This is a genomic window from Nonomuraea sp. NPDC004186, from assembly GCF_053603495.1.
This window is the reverse complement of record NZ_JBSGFQ010000088.1, coordinates 1-20,656: the sequence shown is the minus strand read 5'-3', so window position 1 is coordinate 20,656 and position 20,656 is coordinate 1. Positions and strand designations below refer to the sequence as shown.

Genomic DNA, 20,656 nt, shown 5'->3' with positions numbered 1-20,656 from the left:
GTCCATGCGGGGTATTCTCGGGAGATGAACGAGAACCGTGCGCCGCAGTCGACGTTCGAGCTGGTGCTGGGGGGAGGGTCGCTGCTCGTGCAGGTGGGCAGGGAGCTGAACACCGAGACCGAGCGGCGCCTGGCGCCCCTCGGGCTCACGGCGCAGCAGGCCGCGCTGCTGCTGCACGCCTCGCGCGGCGGCGGCACGCCCAGCCTGCTGAAACGCCGGCTCGGCACGGACACGGCCGGGATGACCAGGCTGCTCGACCGGCTGGAGGCCAAGGGGCTGCTGCGGCGGGAGCGGCATCCCGAGGACCGGCGCTCGATCGTCATCGAGCTGACGGACGAGGGGCGGGCGCTGGTGCCCAGCCTGCCGCCGATCTTCGGGAGGATCAGCCACCAGGTGTTCGCGGGGTTCTCGCCGGAGGAGGTCGCGCAGGTCACCGACATGCTGCGGCGGATCCTGGAGAACCTCGCCGAGGAGGGGCCGGGCGCCTAGAGAGGCCGGGTGGCGCGGGCGCGGAGGGTGGCGAGCATGATGCGGCGGATCAGGCCGCTGCCCAGCCGGATCGCCATCCAGTACCGCAGGAACGCGCGCCGCGCGTCCTCGCTCGTGGCCACCACGCGGGTCTCCGTGACGAGCCTGATCCGCCCCTCGCCCGCCTCGTCCAGCCGGAAGCTCAGCGTGCCCTTGGCGTAGCCGGGACGGTCGAACGCGTGGAAGTCGGCGGCGCCGGAGATCGTGCCGCTCTTCTCGGCGTGCCCGAGGCGCCACCACTGCCCGATGAGCCCCATGACCAGCTCGTGCCCCGGGTCCTCGCCGAGCGGCGTGAAGCGGGGCGTGCTCCGGTGCGGCCGGCCGCCGCTGAGGCGCGCGGCCAGGTTGCGGACGGCCACGACGGCCCGCAGGTCGAACGAGCCCGGGTCCGCGACGGCGGCCCAGACGCGCTCGCGGGAGGCGTTGATCACGATGGAGTGCCGCTCGGAGGCGTCGGGCCGCGGGATGAACCGGTCCGTGAGCGTGGGCATGGGGGCCACCTCTTTCCATACGGATGCGTATGGTCTGACTATACGGTGGCGTATGGAAGGATGGGAGGGTGGGTCGGTTGAACGCGGACGACTGGGCGCGGGCCGCGCTGGAGGCCCTGGCGGAGGGTGGGCTGGCCGCCGTGGCCGTGGAGCCGGTGGCGGTGCGGCTCGGCGTCTCGAAGGGCAGCTTCTACTGGCACTTCCCCAACCGCCAGGCGCTGGTCGAGGCGGCGCTGCGGCGGTGGGAGGCCGGCACCGAGGAGATCATCGCCCGGCTGGAGCCGGTGCCCGATCCGGCCGAGCGCATGCGGACGCTGCTGGAGTGGGCCTTCGGCGACGGGCGTGACGCCGCCGTCTCGTTCCGGCTGATCAGCGAGGCCGACGACCCGGTGGTGGGCCCGGTGGTGCGGCGGGTGAGCGAGCGGCGGCTGGCGTTCATGCGAGCCGTCCTGGAGGAGGTCGGCCAGCCGCCGGACGAGGCGGCCCGGCGGGCGCTGACCGCGTACGGCGGCTATCTCGGCCTGGCCGCCCTGGCCCGCATCGGCGCGGTGACGGAGTCGCCGAAGGGCCTGGCCGAGGCCCTGGAGGAGCTGGGCCTGCGGCCTCGGTGACGTCAGAGCTTGGCGATGACCTCCTCGGCGAAGCGCTCCATGGTGGCGATCTTGAGTTCCAGCGTCCCCTCGCCGTACCTGGCCTTCTCCTCCGGGGTGGCCAGCCACCACGGCGCCGCCATGGTCCCGGTGACGCCCTTGGCGGCGAAGCGGCGGTAGGTGTCGGCGTCCGGCATCACCGCGAGCGGCGCGATGATGTCGAGGGGCTGGCTCCGGCCGCTCTCGTCGAGGTGGCCGCGGAGCGTGGCCAGCACCACGTCGAACTGTTCCTCCGTGTAGATCCGGTTGCCGATCCAGCCGTCACCCAGCCGGGCGGCCCGGCGCAGGGCCGCGTCGCTGTCGCCGCCCACGTAGACGGGGATCGGCCGGTCGGGGGTGGGCGAGATCGACAGCTCGGGCAGGCCGTCCAGGGCGACCGTCTCGCCGGCCCAGAGCGAGCGCAGCGTCGGGAGCATCGCGTCCAGCCGCCGTCCCCGCGTGTGGAAGTCCTGCCCGGTGCCGACGAACTCCTCCTTGCACCAGCCCACCCCGACCCCGAACGTCACGCGGTCCCTCGACAGCACCGCCGCCGTGGACACCTGCTTGGCCACGGTGAACAGGTCGCGGGCAGGCGCGATGTAGACGTTCGGGGAGAAACGCAGGGTCGTGGTCACCGCCGCCATGGCGCCGATCGTCACCCACACGTCCGGCCAGTGCGTACGCGCGTCCCAGCGCGGCCGTCCGGACCGCGAGTACGGGTACGGCGAGGCGAAGTCGGCGTAGAACAGGTGGTCCGACAGCGTGAGCGTGTCGAACCCGCACCGCTCGGCCGCCCGCGCCAGCTCCAGGAACTGGTCGGTGTCGACGAACGAGGCCCCCAGCCAGAATTTCATTGGAACTCCGGGATGACCTTGGTGGCGAACAGTTCCAGGTTCCGCTTGACCGTGTCCAGCGGCAGCACGCCCTGCTGTCCCTGCATGTAGAGCCCGAACCACTCCAGGTCGGGCATGCGGTCGAGCATCCGCTGGATCCCGCGCTTGACGTCGTCCGGCGTGCCGAACAGCGCCATCTCCACGTCGTTCATCCGCTTGGCGTCGCCCTTCTCGGGGGAGATGGGCTTGTGCTTCTCGTCCTCCTTCTTGCGCAGCACCTCCAGGTAGCCGAACGGGCCGAAGAAGGCGGCGAAGTCCTTGGGGATGCTGCGGCCGAAGGTGTTGATGGCCTCCTCGGTGGTGTCCGCGATGCCGACGATCTTGAGGATGCCGGTGTGCTCGCCCAGCTTGTACTCGCGGCCCTGCTTGGCCGACTCCTCCTGGTAGAGCTTGGCCTTCGCGGCGTGGTCGTCGGGATTGGGGGTGAACATCCACGGCAGGATGTCCTCCTGGGCGGCCCTGATGACCGACCGGTCCGAGATCGTGAACGGCTGCCACAGCTCGGGGTGCGGGTTCTGGTACGGCCTGGGGCAGACCGAGACGGCCTGCACCTTGCCGTCCTCGGAGAGCTCGCCCGGCGCGCCGAACGTCTGGGTCCACTCCAGCGCGGGCCATCCCTCGATGCCCTCGAACGGATACGGCACCTGGTAGTCCAGCACGTCCGACTTGTAGCGCAGCGTCTCCTGCGTCCACGCCATCTTCATGATCTTCAGCACCTCGCCGAAGACGTCGAAGTTCCGCGTGTCGGAGGCCGACCCGTCGGAGCGCGCGGCGGCGGCGTGCCAGCGCTGGCCCAGCACGTTCATCCACCGGTTCTGGTAGCCGCGCGCCACGCCGAGCCGCAGCCGTCCCTTGGAGAACTGGTCGAGCAGCGCCACGTCCTCGGCGGCTCTGATCGGGTCCCAGGCGGGCAGCACCAGGCCGAGCGGCGCGAGCAGGATCCGCTCGGTCCTTGCGGCGAGGTCGGTGAGGAACATCAGCGGGTTGACCGAGAACTCCATGCCTTCGGAGTGGAAGTGGTGCTCGGTCATCATGAGCGCGTCGAACCCGAGCTGATCGGCGTGCACGGCTATCTCCCGCACCTCGTGCAGCAGCTTCTGGTACGACTCCGTGTCGCGCCCGATCGGGCGTTTGGCCTTGGCGTTCTCCTCGGCCGCGTACCCGGAGCCGGGAATCTGCGGATTCAGGAAGATAGAAAACTTCACCGGGGACCTCTTTCCGCGGAATGGTCTTCTGCAAGGTACTCTGGAAATCTTAACCGAGCAATCGCTTGGTTAACTAGGAGGAGGTCCCATGAGACTCGGGGTCACGATGTTCACCACGGATCTGGCCATGCCGGTCCAGGACCTCGCCCGAGCTGCGGAGGAGCGCGGCTTCGACTCCCTCTACGTGCCCGAGCACACCCACATCCCGGTCTCGTGCCGCACCCCTCCCGCGGCGGGGCAGGACGTGCTGCCCGAGGAGTACAAGCGCACGCTCGACCCCCTCGTCGCCCTGTCCTTCGCCGCCGCCGCGACGCGCCGGCTGCGCGTCGGCACCGGCATCCTGCTCGCCGCCCAGCGCGACCCCATCGTGACCGCGAAGGCCATCGCCACGCTCGACCACCTCTCGGGCGGGCGCGTCGTGGTCGGGGTCGGCTTCGGCTGGAACGTCGAGGAGATCGAGAACCACGGCGTCCCGTACGCGCGCCGCCGCGAGGTGGCCAGGCGGAACATGCTCGCCATGCGGGCGCTGTGGCGGGACGAGGTGGCCTCGTTCGACGGGTTCGAGCCGTCCTGGTCCTGGCCCAAGCCGGTCCAGGACCCGCCGGTGTACGTGGGCGGCGCGGCGGGGCCGAAGCTGTTCGCCCACGTCGCCGAGTACGCCGAGGGCTGGATGCCGATCGGCGGCAAGGGGATCAGGTCGGCGCTGCCGATGCTCCGCGAGGCGTGCGACAAGGCCGGGCGGCCGATGGCCAAGGTGATCCCGTTCGGGACGCTGCCGACGGAGGAGAAGCTCGACTATTTCGCCGGGCTCGGCATCGAGGAGGCGGTGGCCACCTTGCCCAGCGCCCCTGCGGATACGGTGTTGCCGATCCTTGATGATTATGCGCGACTGATCGATTGCCCGGCATAATCAGGAGATATGTCCGCACTCCGAGCCGATGATCCGCGACAGCTGGGATCGTACCGCCTGTCGCGCAGGCTCGGCCAGGGCGGACAGGGCGTCGTCTACCTCGGCCACTCCGAGCAGGGCGCCCAGGTCGCGATCAAGCTGCTGCACGCGAGCCTGTCGGGCGACCCCGACGTGCGGCGCAGGTTCCTGGGAGAGGTCGAGGCGGTCCGCAGGGTGGCCGCGTTCTGCACGGCGCAGCTGATCGACGCCGATCTCGAGGGCGACCGGCCCTACCTGGTCAGCGAGTACGTCGAGGGCCCCTCGCTCCTGGAGCACGTGGTCGCCAAGGGGCCGCGCCTGGGCGGGTCGCTCGAACGCCTGGCCATCGGCACCGCCACCGCGCTCGGGGCCATCCACCGGGCCGGGGTGGTCCACCGGGACTTCAAGCCGGGCAACGTGCTGCTCGGGCTCGACGGGCCGCGGGTGATCGACTTCGGGGTGTCCCGGCTCATGGACACGGCGGCCACCACCAACGCGATGCCGGTCGGCACCCCGGCGTACCTGTCGCCCGAGCGCATCAAGGGCGAGCCCGCCGGGCCGCCCGCCGACCTGTGGGCGTGGGGGCTGACGGTCGCGTACACGGCCACGGGGCGGCACGCGTACACGGCGGACACCTACCAGGAGGTCCTGGCCAGGATCCTGTACGGGAAGGCGGACCTCGGGCCGCTGACCGGGCGGCTGCGGGAGATCGTGGCGGCCTGCCTGGCGCCGGAGCCGGGAGAGCGGCCGGACGCTGAGGAGGTGCTGCGGCGGCTGCTGGGACAGGCGGCCGGGGGCGGCGACGTGCTGTCCTCGGGCGCGCAGGCCGCCGTCGGCCCGTCCGGTGCCTCGCCCGTCACCGGGTCCGGCAGGACGTTCGCCGATCGCGAGCTGAGCACCGCCGGGCTCCGGCTGGTCATGGAGACCGCGCCGCCCAGCGCCGAGCCGGGGCGCATCCACGACCCCGACCCCACCACGAGCTTCCCCGCCGTCAGCCGCGACACCGCTCCCGAGCCCCCGCCCCGCAGGCGGGTGAAAGCCTGGCAGGTGGGCGTGGCCGCGGCGGGCGTGGCCATGGCGGTGGCCGGGTTCGTGTTCTGGCTGCGCGGCGCCCAGGAGCCGGGGCTGGTCGGGACGTGGACGGGCTCGGCCGAGCACTTCACCGCCCAGCGGGTCTTCCCCGTCGAGCTGCGCCTGGGCCCCGACAACGACGGCGGGGCCATGCTGTGGGGATCGGACCTGCACTGCTCGGGACGGCTCCTGCGGCAGGGGAGCGGGATGGTCTTCACCCTCGACCGGGTCACGGGCGACGAATGCTATCCGGGGACATTGCGGATGATCCCGACGTCGGCGTCGAACCAGATGGACATCAAGGTGACGCGCGAAGGTAAGGACGAGGTGACCTATTCGGGCACGGTCACCCGCGCATCCTGACCAGCTGTGTCACGGTCAGGCGGCGATGCCCTGACCACAGTTGACTCGGGGCGGCCCGTTGCTTTCAGTAGAAAGCAGGCGAGGGTGGCGGCGAGGGGAGACGCCCGTGCCGACGGCGCAGCCGCTCAGAACGGGGGACCCGCAGCGACTCGGACAGTACGAGCTGTCCGGGCGGCTGGGTGAAGGTGGTCAAGGCGCGGTCTTCCTGGGCTGGAGGAGCGGGGAGACCTACGCGGTCAAACTGCTGCACGGACCCGTGGGTGACGAGCGGGCGGCATTCCTGCGGGAGGTCGAGCTGGCCAAGCACGTGGCGAGGTTCTGCACCGCCCAGGTGATCGACGCCGGGTTCGACGAGGGGCGTCCGTACATCGTCAGCGAATATGTCGACGGGCCGTCGCTGCACAGGGAGGTCGCGCTCACCGGGCCGCGGCGGGGCGGGGCGCTGGAGCGGCTGGCGGTCAGCACGGTGACCGCGCTCACGGCCATCCACCGGGCCGGGATCGTGCACCGCGACTTCAAGCCGCAGAACGTGCTGCTCGGCTCGGACGGGCCGCGCGTCATCGACTTCGGCCTGGCCAAGGCGCTGGACGCGGCGGCCACGGTGAGCGGGCGCGGGGTGGGCACGCCCGCCTACATGGCGCCCGAGCAGATCACGGCGTCGGCCGTCACGGGGGCCGCGGACGTGTTCTCGTGGGGCGCGACGATGTGCTTCGCGGCCAACGCCACCGCGCCGTTCGGGCAGGACTCGGTCGCGCCGGTGCTGCACCGCATCCTGACCGCGCCGCCCGAGCTGGGACGCCTGGACGGGCGGCTGCGGGCCCTCGTGGAGGCGTGCCTGGACAAGGACGCGCGCAACCGGCCCACCAGCAGGGACCTGCTGTTCGAGCTGCTGGGGGAGTCGGAGGTGCCGCCGGAGGTGCTGAGCTCGCCGCCGGCCCACATCCTGCGGGTGCCGCCGCTGGTGCCCGGGCAGCGCTCGTCGGAGCGGGAGCCGATGGCCGAGCCGGAGGCCACGGGGGTGGCCGGCGGCTACCTGCTGCCCGACTCCCGCGCCGCCGCGTCCGCGCCCACGGAGGAGACCGGAGCGTTCACGCCCACGGAAGGGAGCGTGTCCGCGCCCGCGTCGTTACCCGCGGGCTCCGGGCCGGGGAACGATCCATCACCGGCGGGAATGTCCAGGGTCGCCTGGCCCAGGGCCGCGATCGCGGTCTGCGCGGCCCTGCTGGTGACGGCCGCCGTGCTGCTCACCGCCCACATACCCACGGCGAACACGGCCGAGCGGCCCCAGGCGCCGCAGGGGGCCGGCCCGTCGGTCTCCCCGCAGTCGGATCCGGTGAAGTCCCGGCCGCCGGCGGACAGGACGACCGCGCAGAAGGTCCCGCTCAAGACCACGGGGACGCTGGAGGCGCGCGGGCCCACGACGCCGCCGCCGTCGGCGGTGCGCCCCGCCGCGGTCCCTGTCCCGGCCCTGGCGGGTATGGACAAGGGCGCGGCCACGAAGGCGATCAAACAGGCCGGGCTGGTGCTCGGCACCGTCACCCAGCTCGACTCGCCGAAGCGGATCGGCCAGGTCCTCAGCGCCCAGCCCGCCCCCGGCATGCTGGTGACCAGGGGCAGCAAGGTCTCGCTGGAGGTGTCGGCCGGGGTGCCCGTGCCCGCGGTCACGGGCCTGCAGCGCAAGGCCGCGGAGAGCGCACTCACCGACGCGGGCCTGGCGGTGGGCGCCGTCACCCGCTCCTGCATCGACCGGCCGGACGGGCAGGTGCTCTCCACGCAGCCCAAGGCGGGCGGGCGCGTCACGGGCGGCACCTCGGTGGCGCTCACGGTCGCGCGCAACGGCGCCACGGTCCCGTCGGTCGTCGGCCAGGCGCTGGAGGACGGGCGGGCGGCGCTGGCCGCGGCCGGGTTCACGGTGCGGACGAAGGGCCAGGTCGTGGACGACGAGTCGCGGGTGGGCACGGTCCTCGACCAGAGCCTCCAGCCCGGCACCTGCGCCAGGCCGGGCAGCGCGATCGAGATCGCCTTCGGCCTGGCCGGCCAGTCGGGCCCGGACCCGGGTGAGCCCGGGGAGACCCCCACCACCGGCCCGACCTCGGAGGAGTGACGACTCACGCTCAGTCCTCAGGAACGGTGACGGTCTGGCCATGCAGCCGCGACCTCTCGGCGGCCCAGGCGATGAGATGGCTGTGCAGGCTCTCGCCAGGCGAGGAGAGGATCGAGGAGCGGTCCCGGGTGGCGACCGCTGTCAGGAACGCGTCGACCAGCGCCTCGTCACCGCCCCCGTGGCCGCCCCGAGCCGTCGCGTCCCCGGTGGGGCGGGTGTCGACGGTCTCCTCGCGGCCGGTGACGAAGTCGAAGACGGTCAGGCGGTCGCCGTCGCCCTCGATCCAGCCCCGGGTGCCGAAGATCCGGGTCTGCCGGTGGAGGGAGGGGGTGAAGGCGGTCATGGTGAACGACGCGGTCGTGCCGCCCTCGAACTCCAGGTTCACGACCTGGTGGTCGACCACGTCGTTGTCGCAGGCGTACACGCACCTGCCGTACGGGCCCGTCCGCAGCGCCGCCAGCACGCCGGCCTCGGAGACGTCGTCGGTGAGCACCGAGACCGGCCACTGCGCGCGACCGGCCAGCGGCAGGTAGATGCGCTTGGCCGAGTACGGGCACGTCGCCTCGACGGCGCAGTCCAGGCAGCGGTCGGCGGCGCCCTCCGGGCGGTTCTCCGGGCGGAAGTGCTTGAGCCCGCCGAACGACGACACGCGCGTGACCTGCCTGCCGGTAAGGTGCACCAGCCAGTCGAGGTCGTGGCTCGACTTGGCCAGCAGCATGAACGTGGACTCGTCGGAGCGGCGCCAGTTGCCCCGCACGTACGAGTGCGCCTGGTGCCACCACCCGACCGGCTCCAGGTGCTGGATGCTGACGATCTCGCCGATCCTGCCCTCGTCCAGCAGCGCCTTCAGCGCCCGCGTGTACGGCGTGTACCGCAGCACGTGGCAGACGGCGAAGACGGCGTCGGACCGTCCGGCGGCCGCGACGATGCGCCGGCAGTCGTCCTCGGAGACCGCCATCGGCTTCTCCAGCAGGATGTCGTAGCCCAGCTCGGCGAAGCGCACCGCGGGCTCGACGTGGTCCCTGTCCTGGGTCGCGATGATCACCGCGTCCGCCTGGCGGGGGAGCGCGGCCAGCTCGCGCCAGTCCGCGTACGCCTCGGCCTCCGGGAACCTGGCCCGGCGGGCCTCCAGCGGATCGGCCACCGCGACCACCCGCGCCCGGCCGCTCCCGGTGGCGTGGCGGGCATAGGAGGAACCCCGCGAACCCGCGCCGACGATGGCGAGTGTGACCATTTCGCCTCCATATATGTAACCAGTTCACGTATGTCGGGCCGATGCTAGGATCCTGGCTGGTGCTCGTCAATGGGGAGTCGCGGGGGAGTTATGAGGGAAGGTCTCATAAGTTGACCGAGCTTCGCCCAGGTGACGCGTCCCTGCTGCGCAAGGTGAACACCCAGGTCACGCTCAGGGCCCTGCGCCGCGAGGGTGTGGCCACGCTGACCCGGCTCGGCCGCATCACCGGGCTGTCCAGGCAGACGGTGGAGGCGGTGCTCGACGAGCTGGGCGAGCGCGGCCACGTCAGGGAGGTGCCGCCCGACGAGGGCGTGATGGGGCGGCCCGCGCGGCGGTTCGGGTTCCGCGCGGACGCGGGTCACGTGGTGGGCGTGGAGGTCGGGGGCGACGGGATCGTGGCCGCGCTGGCCGATCTCAACGGCGAGGTGATCGCCTGGGAGCGGGCCGACGTCTCCGGCGACGCCGCCGCCCACGAGCGGCTGGAGGCGGCCCGGCGTACGGCACTGAAGTGCGTGGACGGCGCGGGCGTCGCGCGCACGCGGGTGTGGGCGGTCGCGGCGGGCACCCCGGGCATCGTGGACCGCACCGGCCGGGTGACGTTGTCGATCACGCTGCCCGGCTGGACGGGCGTGGACCTGGCGGAGCTGGCCGGGCGCTGGTTCGGCTGCACGGGGCTGGCCGCCAACGACGCCAACCTCGCCGCGCTCGCCGAGCACTGGCGCGGCAGCGCGCAGCACGCCTCCGACGTCGTGTACGTGCTCATCGGCCACCGGGCGGGCGCGGGCATCCTCATCGGCGGGCGGCCGCACCCGGGGCGCAACGGCGCCGCCGGCGAGATCGGCACGCTGCGCCAGGTCGGCTGGGAGGACGCGGCCCGCGAGCTGGTCAAGGACGCCTCGGCGGCCGAGGCGGCCGAGGTGTTCGAGGCGGCTCTGGCGGGCGACCGCGACGCGGCGCGGCGGGTCGACCGCTACGCCGAGAACCTCGCGATCGGCGCCTCGGCGCTCGCGCTGGCCATCGACCCCGACCTGCTGGTGCTGGGCGGCGGTCACTCGCAGGCCGGCGACGTGCTGCTCGAACCGCTCCGCCGGCACCTGGCCGAGCTGTGCGTGAGCGTGCCGGAGGTGGTGGCCTCCACGTTCGGGGACGAGGGTGTGGCGCTGGGCGCCGTACGCCTCGCGCTCGACCGCGTCGAACGGGAGGTGCTGGGTCTCTAGAAAGCCCGGCAGGCCTCCAGCAGCACCTCGCGGACCTGCTCCTCCGGCAGGTCCATGGTCCTGACCGCGCCCCACTGCAGCGCGCCGAGCAGGGCCCAGCTCTTCAGTCTGGTCTCCGGGTCGGGGTCGTCGCCCACGAGCCTGCCGAAGATCTCGTCCCTGAACGTCCTGACCGTCGCGCGCTCCGACTCCGGCGCGCCGGGGTCCTCGGCGGCCAGGTCCTCCATGAACAGGCGGATCACCGAGCGGTAGCGCACCGCGAAGGTCACCAGCGCGTCGACGAACGCCTCCCTGTTCGGGAAGTCGGTCCCGAGCAGCGCCAGCATGTCGTCCCCCGCCGGGGCGAGTAACTCGGAGGCCAGGCGGTCCTTCGGGTGGAAGTGGTAGGCGACGGCGGTCTTGGTCAGGCCCACGGCCGCGGCGATGTCGGCCAGCGAGGTGCCCGCGTAACCGCGTTCGGCGAACAGCTCTCTGGCCGCGGCCAGGATCCGGGTCCGGGTGTCGTCGGGTGTGGTCATCATCTCATTTCCATGCGATGCATCCCCTCCGGATATTTCCTGCTTTATCGTAGTCCTGTACGACCGTACAGGACGGCCGTCGAGAGGGACTTGGGCGATGACGCGGTTTCTTGGGCGGCTGGGCGGCTGGTGCGCGCGGCACGGGCGGTTGGTGCTGGCGTTGTGGGTGGTCGTGGCGGTCGCGCTGATGGGCGGGAGCCTCGTGCTCGGCAGCCCGGTCAGCAACGACGCGACGATTCCCGGCACCGACGCGCAGCGGGCGCACGACCTGATGAAGACCGGCTTCGGGCCGGGGTACGACACCGGCGGGACGGTGCAACTCGTCCTCTACTCCGCGGGCGGGCCGCTCGTCGAGAAGTCGCGCAAGAAGGCCGTCGAAGACGTCCTGGCGAGCCTGCGCACGATGCCGCACGTCGTCGGGGTGGACACCCCGTTCAGGCGCGGCGGCATCTCCGCCAGCCTGCAGATCGGGCTCATCGCCATCCGCCTGCAGGGCCACGACGGCACCAAGGTCGCCGAGAACACGCGGGCGCTGTCGAAGGCGGCCGACCCGGCGCGGGCCGCCGGGATCGAGGTGGTGGCGGCCGACAGCTCCACCCCCGCCGACAAGGACATCAAGACCGGGCCCAGCGAGATCATCGGCGTGGTGTGCGCGCTGCTGGTGCTGGTGTTCGCGTTCGGGACGCTGGCGGCCGCGCTGGTGCCGATCTTCACGGCCCTGGTCAGCGTCGCCACGGGGCTCGGCGTGATCGGGCTGCTCGGGCACGTGCTGGACATGCCCAAGCAGGCGGGCATCATGGCCACGATGATCGGGCTGGGCGTGGGCATCGACTACGCGCTGTTCCTGCTGTCCAGGCACCGGCGGCTGCTGGCCGACGGGGTGCCGGTGGTGGAGTCCGTACGGCGGACCGTGGCGAGTTCGGGCGGGGCCGTGGTGTTCGCGGGCGGCACGGTGATCATCGCGCTGAGCGCGCTCATGCTGGGCGGGTTCCCGCTGCTGGCGACGCTCGGCTGGGTCACCGGCATCTCGGTCGTCACCGCCGTGCTGACCTCGGTCACCCTCGTCCCCGCCCTGCTCGGGGTGCTCGGCCACCGGATCAACGCGCTCAAGGTGCCGTTCCTGCGCGGCGGCGGTTCGTCCGGGTCCGGATGGGCCGGCCTGGGGTCCTGGGTGGCGCGCCGGCCGTGGCAGGTGCTGTTCGGCAGCGTGCTGGCGCTGGGCCTGCTGGCCGCGCCGGCGCTGGCCTTGAAGCTCGGGCCGCTCGACGACGGGTACGGCACCAAGGGCTCGGAGCCCAGGCGGGCCTACGAGCTGATGGCCGCCGGCTTCGGCGACGGGATCAACGGTCCGCTGCTCGTGGTCGCCGAACTGCCCGCCAAGGTGGCCGACCAGAAGGACCCGGTCGTCGACCAGCTCGCCCGCGAGGTCGGCGACGTCGACGGCGTCGCGCACGTGGCCACCCCCAAGGTCAACTCCTCGGGCCGCTCGGTCATGCTCCAGGTCGTCACCGAGTACAAGCCCAGCGACCCGCGGGCGTCCGACGTGGTCAAGGACATCAGGGCCATCGCGCCGCCCGGGGTGAGCGTGCACGTCGGCGGCAAGGTGGCGGCCATGACCGACGCGGGCACCCGGATGTCCGAGCGCACCCCGCTGGTGATCGGCGTGGTGGTGCTGCTGAGCGCCCTGCTCCTGCTGTTCGCCTTCCGCGCGCCCGTCGTCGCGGTGAAGGCCGCGGTGATGAACCTGATCTCGCTCGGCGCCGCCTTCGGCGCGCTCGCCCTGGTGTTCTCGATCGGCCTGGGCAGCCGCCTCGTGGGCATGGACGCCCCGGCCAGCTCCTCGTACCTGGAGACGGTCTTCTTCTCGGTGCCGATCGAGAGCTTCGTGCCGCTGATGCTGTTCGCGGTGCTGTTCGGGCTGTCGATGGACTACGAGGTGTTCCTGCTGACGGCGGTGCGGCAGGCGTACCTGCGGCACGGGGACAACACGCGGGCGGTGGCGGAGGGGCTCGGCTCGACGGGCCGGGTCATCACGTCGGCGGCGCTGATCATGGTGGCCGTGTTCGTGGCGTTCATCGCGTACCCGGACCCGATGGTGAAGACGTTCGGGGTGGGGCTGGCGGTGGCCATCGCGGTGGACGCCACGATCATCAGGGGGTTCCTGGTGCCGGCGACGATGGTCCTGCTCGGGCGGCTCAACTGGTGGTGCCCGCGCTGGCTGGACCGCCTCCTGCCGAACCTCTCGGTGGAGGGTCACGAGGAGGAGGAGCGGCCCGCGCCCGAGCGGCCCGAGCCGGTCAAGCTGGGGGTCTAGTCGGCGTCGGCGAGGTTGCAGGCGGGGACCCAGCCGACGATGCCGGTGGCCGTGTTGCGGCCGTGGTGCCACAGGATGCTGTCGAAGTAGTCGTCGCACTGGAAGAAGCCGTGCTCCTCCGACCGGTCCGACTCGAAACCCTGGCCCGGATAGCCGAAGCCGACGAGTACGGCGTCCCTTCGCGGGTCGCTCCAGATGACCACGCCGTCGGTGCCGAAGTCGTACACGCCCTTGGCGCCGGCGGGCTCCGGGCCGGTCATGGCCAGGGCCGTCAGAACCGTGGCCATGGCGGCCCGCCGGACGCGCACCCTGAGTCTTCTCTCCGTCATGACACACAGGGTAAGAGTGCGGTGACGCCGGGTGTTCGTATTTCAGAAGGTGATGACGGTACGCGCCACCGAGCCCTCCCGTACGTGCGCCACGGCGTCGTTGATCCGGTCGAGCGGCAGGCGTTCGGAGATGAGGCCGTCGAGGTCGAGGCGGCCCCGCAGGTACTGCTCGGCCAGCATGGGCAGGTCGCGGTGGGGCGCGGCGTCGCCGCCCTGGGTGCCCATGAGGCGGCGGGAGGCGAACAGCAGGCCGGGGTCCACCTCCACGGCCTGGCCCTGGGGCGGGCTGCCGACCATGACCGTGGTGCCGCCGGACCGGGTCGCGGCGAAGGCCTTGGACAGGACGCCGGGTGCGCCTGTCGCGTCGAAGGCGTAGTCGACGCCGCCCTTCACCAGCTCGTCCACCTGCCGTGGCAGGTCGTCGGCCACGATCGTGTGGGTGGCGCCGAAGCGCCCGGCCAGCTTGAGCTTCTGCTCGGCCACGTCGGCGGCGATGATCGTGGTGGCGCCCGCCAGCACCGCACCCTGGATGACGTTGAGGCCGACGCCGCCGCAGCCGACGACGAGGACGCCCGCGCCGGGCGGGACCTCGGCGACGTTCATGACCGCGCCGACGCCGGTGACGACCCCGCAGGCCAGCAGGCACATGGCATCCAGAGGCGCGTTTTTCGCGATTTTCACGCACATGGCCTCGGCGACGACCGCGTACTCGGCGAACGAGCCGATGCCGATGAACCGGCGCGTCTCCTGCCCGTCCAGGGTGATCCTGGGCGCGCCACCCATGATCGTCTGCAGCCTGGCAGGGCCCGAGCACAGGTGGAACCGGCCCGCCCCGCAGTGGCGGCACCGCCCGCAGGGGCCGTTCATCGAGACGATGACGTGGTCGCCGGGCCGGACGCCGGTGACGCCCGCGCCGACGCTCTCCACCACTCCGGCGCTCTCGTGCCCGAGGATGAACGGCAGTTTGCCGACCACCGGGCTCTTGCCGTCGATGGCCTTGAGATCGGAGCCGCACACGCCCGACGCCTTGATCCGCACGCGGACCTCGCCCGGACCCGGATCGGCGATCTCCACCTCGCGGATCTCCATGGGGGCGTGGAAGCCGGTCAGGACGGCCGCGCGCATCAGCATGCGCCACACGGTAACCCGGTCTCGCGATTGCGAGCAAGCGGTTGCTCGGTCACCCCCCGGTTGACACTCTCCCTGGGCGAATTTACGCTCGGCGCAAAACCAAGCGAGCGCTAGGCCAAATCGCGGGAGGCCAGGATGGTACGGCGGGTCGCGGCGGCACTCACGGTAACAACGCTGCTCGTCTCCGGGTGCGCGGCCCAGCAGAAGAGCCCGGTCGGCTCGGCGGCGCCCGGCGTGACCGACACGACGGTCAAGGTCGGAGGCGTGCTGACCAAGACGAGCGCCAGCGGCTACTCGACCAAGGACGCCGAGATCGGGGCGAAGGCCAGGTTCGAGCGGGCCAACGCCGAGGGCGGCGTGAACGGGCGGAAGATCGAGTTCATCGGGGCGGAGGACGACGGCCAGGACGCGGCCAAGGGAGACGCGGCCGCCAAGAAGCTCGTGCAGAAGGACCAGGTCTTCGCCCTCGTCCCCGTGCACGCCCCGAACTTCGGCGGCGCCGCCTTCCTGGAGCAGCAGGGCGTGCCCTGGTTCGGCTGGGCGACGGGCCCGCAGTGGTGCGGCACGAAGACCGGATTCGGCTACAACGGCTGCCTGGCGCCCAAGCAGGGGGCGGGCTCCCAGACGTGGTGGGGCAGGCAACTGGCCGACCTGCTCGGCGGCGCCCAGGGCAAGAGCGTGTACGTCCAGACCTCCGACTCCAGCGGCAGCAAGTACGGCGGCACCACCATCTCCCAGTCGTTCACCGCCGCCGGATTCAAGCTGGTCGGCGTGAACTCCGGCCTCCCGGCCGCAGCGCCACCCCCTGACTGGCTCCCGTACGTCAACAAGATCATGACCTCGAACGGCGGCAAGGCCCCCGACGTCGTGGTCTCCGTGATCGCGGGCACCAAGTTCAACGTCGGCCTCTATTCGGCGCTCAAGCGGGCCGGCTACAAGGGCGTGCTCACCGACGCGACCAGCTACGACGCCGCCATCCTCAAGGACCAGGCCAGCGCGCAGGCCCTGGAGGGCGTGATCGCGGCGCCGATGTTCGAGCCGTTCGAGTCCACCGCCCCCGAGATCGCCCGGTTCAAGCAGGACGTCGAGAAGGTCGCGCCGGGCGCCGTGCCCACCCAGCACATGGCGATCGGCTACTGGGCCGCCGACATCTTCCTCGACATGCTCGGCAAGGCCGGCAAGGACCTCACCCGCGAGAAGTTCCTGGCCGTCGGCAACGGCGACTACCTCTACGAGAACGCCGGGTTCGGCAGGATCCAGTACCCCAAGGACCACAGCGAGCCGAACGGCTGCGGCGCGCTGGTCAAGCTGGAGAAAGGCGCCTTCCAGGTGGCCAAGAGCATGAAGTGCTTCGACAACGTGCCGCTCAAATGATCCTGGGATACGTGCTCAGCGGCCTGGTCACCGGGGCGATCTTCGCCGTCATGGGGTCGGGCCTGACGCTGTCGTACGCGGCGACCGGGGTGTTCAACTTCGCCCACGGCGCCGTCGGATTCCTGTCCGCCCTGCTGTTCTACGAGCTCAACCAGGCGGCCGGGCTGCCCGCGTGGCTGTCGGCCCTGGTGTCGGTGGCGCTGTTCGCGCCCGCGCTCGGATACGTGCTGCACAGGACCATGTTCGGCGGGCTCGCGCAGGCGGGCGAGACCGCGCAGATCGTCGCCACGATCGGCCTGACGATCGCGCTGCCCGCGCTGGGCCTGCTGGTCGTGGACCTGGCCGGGCTGCCGAGCGCGGACGCGACCTCGCTGCCGCGCGGCGTCGGCCCGCATCCGGCGCTCTCCTTCGAGGTGCTCGGGGCCCGGCTGGACACCGACCAGCTCATCACGTTCGGCTTCTCGGCGGTGGCGGCGGCCGGGCTGTGGGCGTTCATGCGGCACTCCCCGTACGGGCTGCGCATGCGGGCCGCCGTGGACCGGCGCCGCCTGGCCACGCTCCGGGGCATCGACGCGGACGCCACCTCGGCGCTGGCCTGGATGCTCGGCTCGGGACTCGCCGGGCTCGCCGGCGTGCTGGCCGTGTCCGTGCTGGGGCTGGACGCGACGGCGTACACGGTGCTGCTGTTCGCCTCGGCGACGGCGGCGGTGTTCGGGCGGCTGCGCTCGATCCCGTGGACGTTCGCGGCCGGGCTCGCGCTCGGCGTGGTCCAGAACCTGGTCGCCGGATACACCGACTTCCTCGAAGAGGTCACCGGGCTGCGCACGGCCGTGCCGGTGATCCTGCTGTTCGCCGGGCTCGTCCTGCTGAACAGGTCGCGCGAGCGGGTCGCGGGCAGCGCGGCCGAGGACGCGCCCCCGCCCGACCACCTGGCGGGGCTGCCGCCGTGGCGCCGCAGGATGCCGTGGGCGCTCGCCCTGGCCGCGCTGCTCGGGTTCACCTTCCTCGCGTCCGAGTACTACGTGGGAGTGGCCGCGCAGGGGCTGGTGCTGGCGCTGATCTTCTGCTCGTTCGTGGTGGTGACCGGCATCGGCGGCATGGTCAACCTGGCCCAGGCCGCCTTCGCCTCGATGGCGGCGCTGACCTGCGGATGGGCGTTCTCGTCCGGGCTGCCGTTCTTCGTGGCGATCGTGCTGGGCGTGCTGGCGGCCGCCGCCGTGGGGATGCTGGTGGCGCTGCCCGCGCTGCGGCTGGGCGGGCGGGTGCTGACGCTGGCCACGCTGGCCATGGCGCTGCTGGCCGACCAGGTGCTGTTCCAGGTGGACGCGTTCAGCAACGGGACCATCGGGTGGCCGGTGCCCGCGCTGGGGCTCGGCTTCGCGGACACCTCGGATCCCCGGGTGCGGGTGGTGGTGCTGCTCGTGCTGATCGGGGCGGTCGCCCTGCTCGTACGGAACCTCGAAAGGTCGGCCTCCGGGCGGGCGATCCTCGCGGTCAGGTCGGCCCCCGCCGCCGCGACGACGTCCGGGCTGTCGGCGCCCCGTACCAAGATCATGCTGTTCGCGCTGGCGTCGGCGATCGCCGGGCTGGGCGGGGTGCTGTTCGCCGTCTCCAAGGGCTCGATCACCGCCACCGACCTGCCGGCGTTCTCCGGGTTCGTGTGGCTGGCCGTGGTCGTGCTCCAAGGCGTGCGTCGTATCGGCGGCGCGGTGCTCGGCGGCCTGATCGCGGTGGCCGTGCCCGAACTGCTCGCCACCTGGGGCGTGTCCGCGCACGTCGGGGCCATCCTGTTCGGGGCCGGCGGCGTGATCCTGGCCAAGCACCCCGACGGGGTGCTCACCCAGCTCGCCGGGCTCCGCCACCGCCGCCGCACCCCGGCGGAGCCTGTCCCGGCGCCGCCGCCCGTGCAGGTGGAAGGGCCGCTGTTCAGGCTGGAGGGCGTGGTCGCCGGTTACGCGGACAGCACGGTGCTGCGCGGCGTGGACCTGGCCGTCCGGCCCGGCGAGGTGGTCGCGCTGCTCGGCGCCAACGGGGCGGGCAAGTCCACGGCCTGCGCGGTGGCCGCCGGCGACCTGGCCGTCACCAGCGGCCGGATCCTGCTGGACGGCGAGGACGTCACCGCCTGGCCCGCGCACCGCAGGGCCCGCGCGGGCATCCTGCTCGCGCCCGAGGGCCGGGGCGTGTTCCCCGGGCTCACGGTGGAGGAGAACCTGCGGACCTGGCTGCCCGACCCGGGCCCCGTCTACGAGCGCCTTCCGCAGCTCGCCGAGCGCCGTACCGTGCTCGCCGGCGCCCTGTCCGGTGGCGAGCAGCAACTGCTCACGCTCGCGCCCGCGCTGGTGCGGCCGCCACGGGTGCTCATCGCCGACGAGCCGTCGCTGGGGCTGGCGCCCATGATGGTGCGGCAGGTGTTCGACGTGTTCGCCGAGCTGCGTTCTCGTGGCGTGGCGCTGCTGCTGGTCGAGGAGAAGGCCACGGAGGCGCTGGCCCTCGCCGACCGGGTGGCGTTCATGCGGCTGGGGCGCGTCACGTGGGCAGGGCCGCGCTCGGAAGTGGACAGCGAGCGGCTGACCGCCGCCTACCTGGGGGTGCGGTGAACATGCTGGCCGTGGAGGGCGTGTCGGTGGCGTTCGGCGGGGTCAGGGCGCTGGACCAGGTGTCGTTCGAGGTCGCGGCGGGTCAGGTGTGCGGCGTGATCGGGCCGAACGGGGCCGGGAAGACGACGCTGTTCGACGTGGTGTCGGGGCTGCGCCGGCCGAGCGAGGGCCGGGTCAGCGTGACGGGCCGGGACCTGACCGGGGTGTCCCCGGTCAGGCGGGCCAGGGCCGGGGTGCGGCGCACGTTCCAGCGGACCCAGGTCTTCGGCCGGCTCACCGTGGCCGGCAACGTGCTGGCCGCGCTCGACTGGCACGGCGGCGGTGGCGGGCTCGCCGCCGACCTGGTGGGTTGGCCCGCCCGCCGGCGGCTGGAGCGGGAACGCGGCGAGCGCGTGGCCGAGGTGCTGGAGCTGTGCGGGCTCACCCCGCTGCGCGACGCGTACGCCGCCGCGCTCCCCGTCGGGCAGCGCCGGCTCGTCGAGCTGGCCAGGGCCCTGGCCGACCGGCCCCGCCTCCTGCTGCTGGACGAGCCCACCTCGGGCCTGGACGCCTCCCAGACCGCACGCCTCGGAGAGGTCGTCAAGGCCCTGGACACGACCGTGCTGCTGGTCGAGCACGACATGGGCTTCGTCATGGACACCTGCGACCGGATCGTCGTGCTGGACCTCGGCAAGGTGATCGCCGCCGGCGCGCCGGGCGAGATCCGGGAGGATCCGGTCGTCAGGGCCGCCTACCTAGGCTGAGTGGCGCTCGGTGAACGACAGGATGCGGCGCCAGGAGTCCTGGCACGCGTCCTCCCACTCGGCGTACGTGCGGTCGAAGTACGAGTGCGGCGCGCCCTCGTAGACGACCTTCTCGTGCTCCGTGCCCACCCGGTCGAGCGCCGCCTCGAACGTCTCGAACTGCTCGGGCGTGGTCGCCGTGTCCGCGCCCGCGAGCAGCATCAGGAGGGGCGCGCCGGGCCCGGTCGCCGGCTCCTCGATGGCGCGCAGCGCGCCGTAGAAGCCGATGCCGCCCGCCAGGCCGTTCCCCTCGTACGCCTGCCGCCACGAGTGGGCGCCGCCCATGCAGAAGCCGACCGTGAAGACCGGGCCGTCGAGCTGCTCGGTGGCCGCCCTGGCGTCGGCCCTGACATGCTCGGCCTTGAGCTGCCCGACGTGCTTCATGAAGTCGAAGTCGTCGTCCCGCTCGCCGAGACCCGCCGTGCGGCCGAAGTAGTCGATCGCGATCGTGCGGAATCCCGCCTCGGCGAAGCGCACCGCGAGGTCGCGGTAGTACGGGTGCAGCCCGCGCACGTCGGGCAGGATCACCACGCTGCGGCCGTTCGGCTCGGCGGGCTCGGCCCGGTAGGCGAGCAGCCGGTTGCCGTCGGCGGCCGTCAGCTCTATCTGCTCGTGAGAGGCCACCTCGCCCTGGATCGGCGGTGCGGGCGGCCTGCTGTCGGTGGAATGGCACATGAGGTCAGCATGCCCGCCGTGATTCCGGCTATCCAGGTACTCGGAGTGGCAGGTTCGGCGTGTCCCGGCAGGGCGATCCACGGGCAGACTTGTACCCATGAACCGGGAACTCGGGGCATTTCTCCAGGCCCGCAGGAACGAGGTCACGCCCGAGGACGTGGGCCTGGCGAGCGGGCCGCCGAAGGCCTCGATCTCGTGCGGCTCCGGATGGACGGTGTCGTCCACGCGCAGGAGCAGCGGCGACAGGAACGCGCCGCGCTCGGGGTCCGCGCC

18 protein-coding genes are annotated in these 20,656 nt (G+C 72.4%); 10 read left to right on the top strand and 8 right to left on the bottom strand.

From position 1 onward, the window contains the following. Positions 1–24: 24 nt before the first annotated feature. On the top strand, positions 25–489 hold the full coding sequence (locus tag ACWEPL_RS46940; protein ID WP_363984841.1) for a MarR family winged helix-turn-helix transcriptional regulator: 465 nt from the start codon (positions 25–27) through the stop codon (positions 487–489). Here ACWEPL_RS46940 and ACWEPL_RS46935 read toward each other — a convergent pair. Beyond that, positions 486–1,019, bottom strand: coding sequence for a hypothetical protein (locus tag ACWEPL_RS46935; RefSeq protein WP_452440084.1), 534 nt, complete (start codon positions 1,017–1,019; stop codon positions 486–488). The genes ACWEPL_RS46940 and ACWEPL_RS46935 overlap by 4 nt on opposite strands. Before the next feature lie 68 nt (positions 1,020–1,087). Between ACWEPL_RS46935 and ACWEPL_RS46930 the strand changes: the two genes are divergently transcribed. Continuing rightward, positions 1,088–1,630: a TetR/AcrR family transcriptional regulator gene (locus tag ACWEPL_RS46930; RefSeq protein ID WP_363984837.1), complete on the top strand. Its 543-nt coding sequence runs from the start codon at positions 1,088–1,090 to the stop codon at positions 1,628–1,630. 2 nt (positions 1,631–1,632) lie between these two features. Here ACWEPL_RS46930 and ACWEPL_RS46925 read toward each other — a convergent pair whose 3' ends face one another. Together ACWEPL_RS46925 and ACWEPL_RS46920 are read right to left on the bottom strand one after the other, a co-directional pair. Beyond that, positions 1,633–2,502, bottom strand: a complete 870-nt coding sequence (locus ACWEPL_RS46925; protein WP_452440083.1) for a TIGR03619 family F420-dependent LLM class oxidoreductase — start codon at positions 2,500–2,502, stop codon at positions 1,633–1,635. Further along, a complete protein-coding gene (locus ACWEPL_RS46920) occupies positions 2,499–3,746 on the bottom strand; it encodes an LLM class flavin-dependent oxidoreductase (RefSeq protein ID WP_355210776.1) in 1,248 nt (415 codons plus the stop codon). The genes ACWEPL_RS46925 and ACWEPL_RS46920 overlap by 4 nt, the downstream gene beginning before the upstream one ends. A gap of 88 nt (positions 3,747–3,834) precedes the next feature. Here ACWEPL_RS46920 and ACWEPL_RS46915 point away from each other — a divergent pair, with 88 nt between their 5' ends. From ACWEPL_RS46915 to ACWEPL_RS46905, 3 genes are all read left to right on the top strand, one after another. After that, on the top strand, positions 3,835–4,656 hold the full coding sequence (locus ACWEPL_RS46915; protein ID WP_452440082.1) for a TIGR03619 family F420-dependent LLM class oxidoreductase: 822 nt from the start codon (positions 3,835–3,837) through the stop codon (positions 4,654–4,656). Between the two features lie 9 nt (positions 4,657–4,665). Beyond that, positions 4,666–6,108 (top strand): serine/threonine-protein kinase, encoded by a 1,443-nt coding sequence (locus ACWEPL_RS46910; RefSeq protein ID WP_363984832.1) that lies wholly within the window; start codon positions 4,666–4,668, stop codon positions 6,106–6,108. A 106-nt stretch (positions 6,109–6,214) separates the two neighbouring features. Further along, complete coding sequence (locus ACWEPL_RS46905) at positions 6,215–8,212, top strand: protein kinase domain-containing protein (protein WP_452440080.1); 1,998 nt, start codon at positions 6,215–6,217, stop codon at positions 8,210–8,212. A 10-nt stretch (positions 8,213–8,222) separates the two neighbouring features. Here the strand turns inward: ACWEPL_RS46905 and ACWEPL_RS46900 are convergent, their stop codons facing one another. Further along, the gene (locus tag ACWEPL_RS46900; RefSeq protein ID WP_452440078.1) at positions 8,223–9,446 is read right to left on the bottom strand and encodes a Gfo/Idh/MocA family protein; all 1,224 of its coding nucleotides are present in this window, start codon (positions 9,444–9,446) and stop codon (positions 8,223–8,225) included. A 110-nt stretch (positions 9,447–9,556) separates the two neighbouring features. On the opposite strand from ACWEPL_RS46900, the gene ACWEPL_RS46895 reads away from it, so the two are divergent. Beyond that, positions 9,557–10,663 (top strand): ROK family transcriptional regulator, encoded by a 1,107-nt coding sequence (locus ACWEPL_RS46895; RefSeq protein WP_452440077.1) that lies wholly within the window; start codon positions 9,557–9,559, stop codon positions 10,661–10,663. On the opposite strand, the gene ACWEPL_RS46890 is transcribed toward ACWEPL_RS46895, so the two are convergent. Next, on the bottom strand, positions 10,660–11,184 hold the full coding sequence (locus ACWEPL_RS46890) for a TetR/AcrR family transcriptional regulator (protein WP_449951497.1): 525 nt from the start codon (positions 11,182–11,184) through the stop codon (positions 10,660–10,662). The two genes, ACWEPL_RS46895 and ACWEPL_RS46890, sit on opposite strands and share 4 nt — an antisense overlap. A 94-nt stretch (positions 11,185–11,278) precedes the next feature. On the opposite strand from ACWEPL_RS46890, the gene ACWEPL_RS46885 reads away from it, so the two are divergent. Further along, positions 11,279–13,495 (top strand): MMPL family transporter, encoded by a 2,217-nt coding sequence (locus ACWEPL_RS46885; protein ID WP_452440076.1) that lies wholly within the window; start codon positions 11,279–11,281, stop codon positions 13,493–13,495. On the opposite strand, the gene ACWEPL_RS46880 is transcribed toward ACWEPL_RS46885, so the two are convergent. Beyond that, positions 13,492–13,824, bottom strand: a complete 333-nt coding sequence (locus ACWEPL_RS46880; RefSeq protein WP_397367510.1) for a hypothetical protein — start codon at positions 13,822–13,824, stop codon at positions 13,492–13,494. The genes ACWEPL_RS46885 and ACWEPL_RS46880 overlap by 4 nt on opposite strands. A gap of 42 nt (positions 13,825–13,866) precedes the next feature. Beyond that, entirely contained in the window at positions 13,867–14,955 is a 1,089-nt protein-coding gene (locus tag ACWEPL_RS46875; protein WP_452440075.1) for an alcohol dehydrogenase catalytic domain-containing protein, read from the bottom strand. 135 nt (positions 14,956–15,090) lie between these two features. On the opposite strand from ACWEPL_RS46875, the gene ACWEPL_RS46870 reads away from it, so the two are divergent. Genes ACWEPL_RS46870 through ACWEPL_RS46860 form a run of 3 tightly spaced genes read left to right on the top strand, consistent with a single transcriptional unit; the run spans position 15,091 to position 19,669 of the window. Beyond that, on the top strand, positions 15,091–16,329 hold the full coding sequence (locus ACWEPL_RS46870) for an ABC transporter substrate-binding protein (RefSeq protein WP_452440074.1): 1,239 nt from the start codon (positions 15,091–15,093) through the stop codon (positions 16,327–16,329). Then, the gene (locus ACWEPL_RS46865; protein WP_363984818.1) at positions 16,326–18,926 is read left to right on the top strand and encodes an ABC transporter permease subunit; all 2,601 of its coding nucleotides are present in this window, start codon (positions 16,326–16,328) and stop codon (positions 18,924–18,926) included. The genes ACWEPL_RS46870 and ACWEPL_RS46865 overlap by 4 nt, the downstream gene beginning before the upstream one ends. Before the next feature lie 2 nt (positions 18,927–18,928). Next, positions 18,929–19,669: an ABC transporter ATP-binding protein gene (locus ACWEPL_RS46860; protein ID WP_363984816.1), complete on the top strand. Its 741-nt coding sequence runs from the start codon at positions 18,929–18,931 to the stop codon at positions 19,667–19,669. Here ACWEPL_RS46860 and ACWEPL_RS46855 read toward each other — a convergent pair. Next, positions 19,661–20,383, bottom strand: a complete 723-nt coding sequence (locus tag ACWEPL_RS46855) for a dienelactone hydrolase family protein (RefSeq protein WP_350724442.1) — start codon at positions 20,381–20,383, stop codon at positions 19,661–19,663. The two genes, ACWEPL_RS46860 and ACWEPL_RS46855, sit on opposite strands and share 9 nt — an antisense overlap. Between the last annotated feature and the right edge of the window lie 273 nt (positions 20,384–20,656).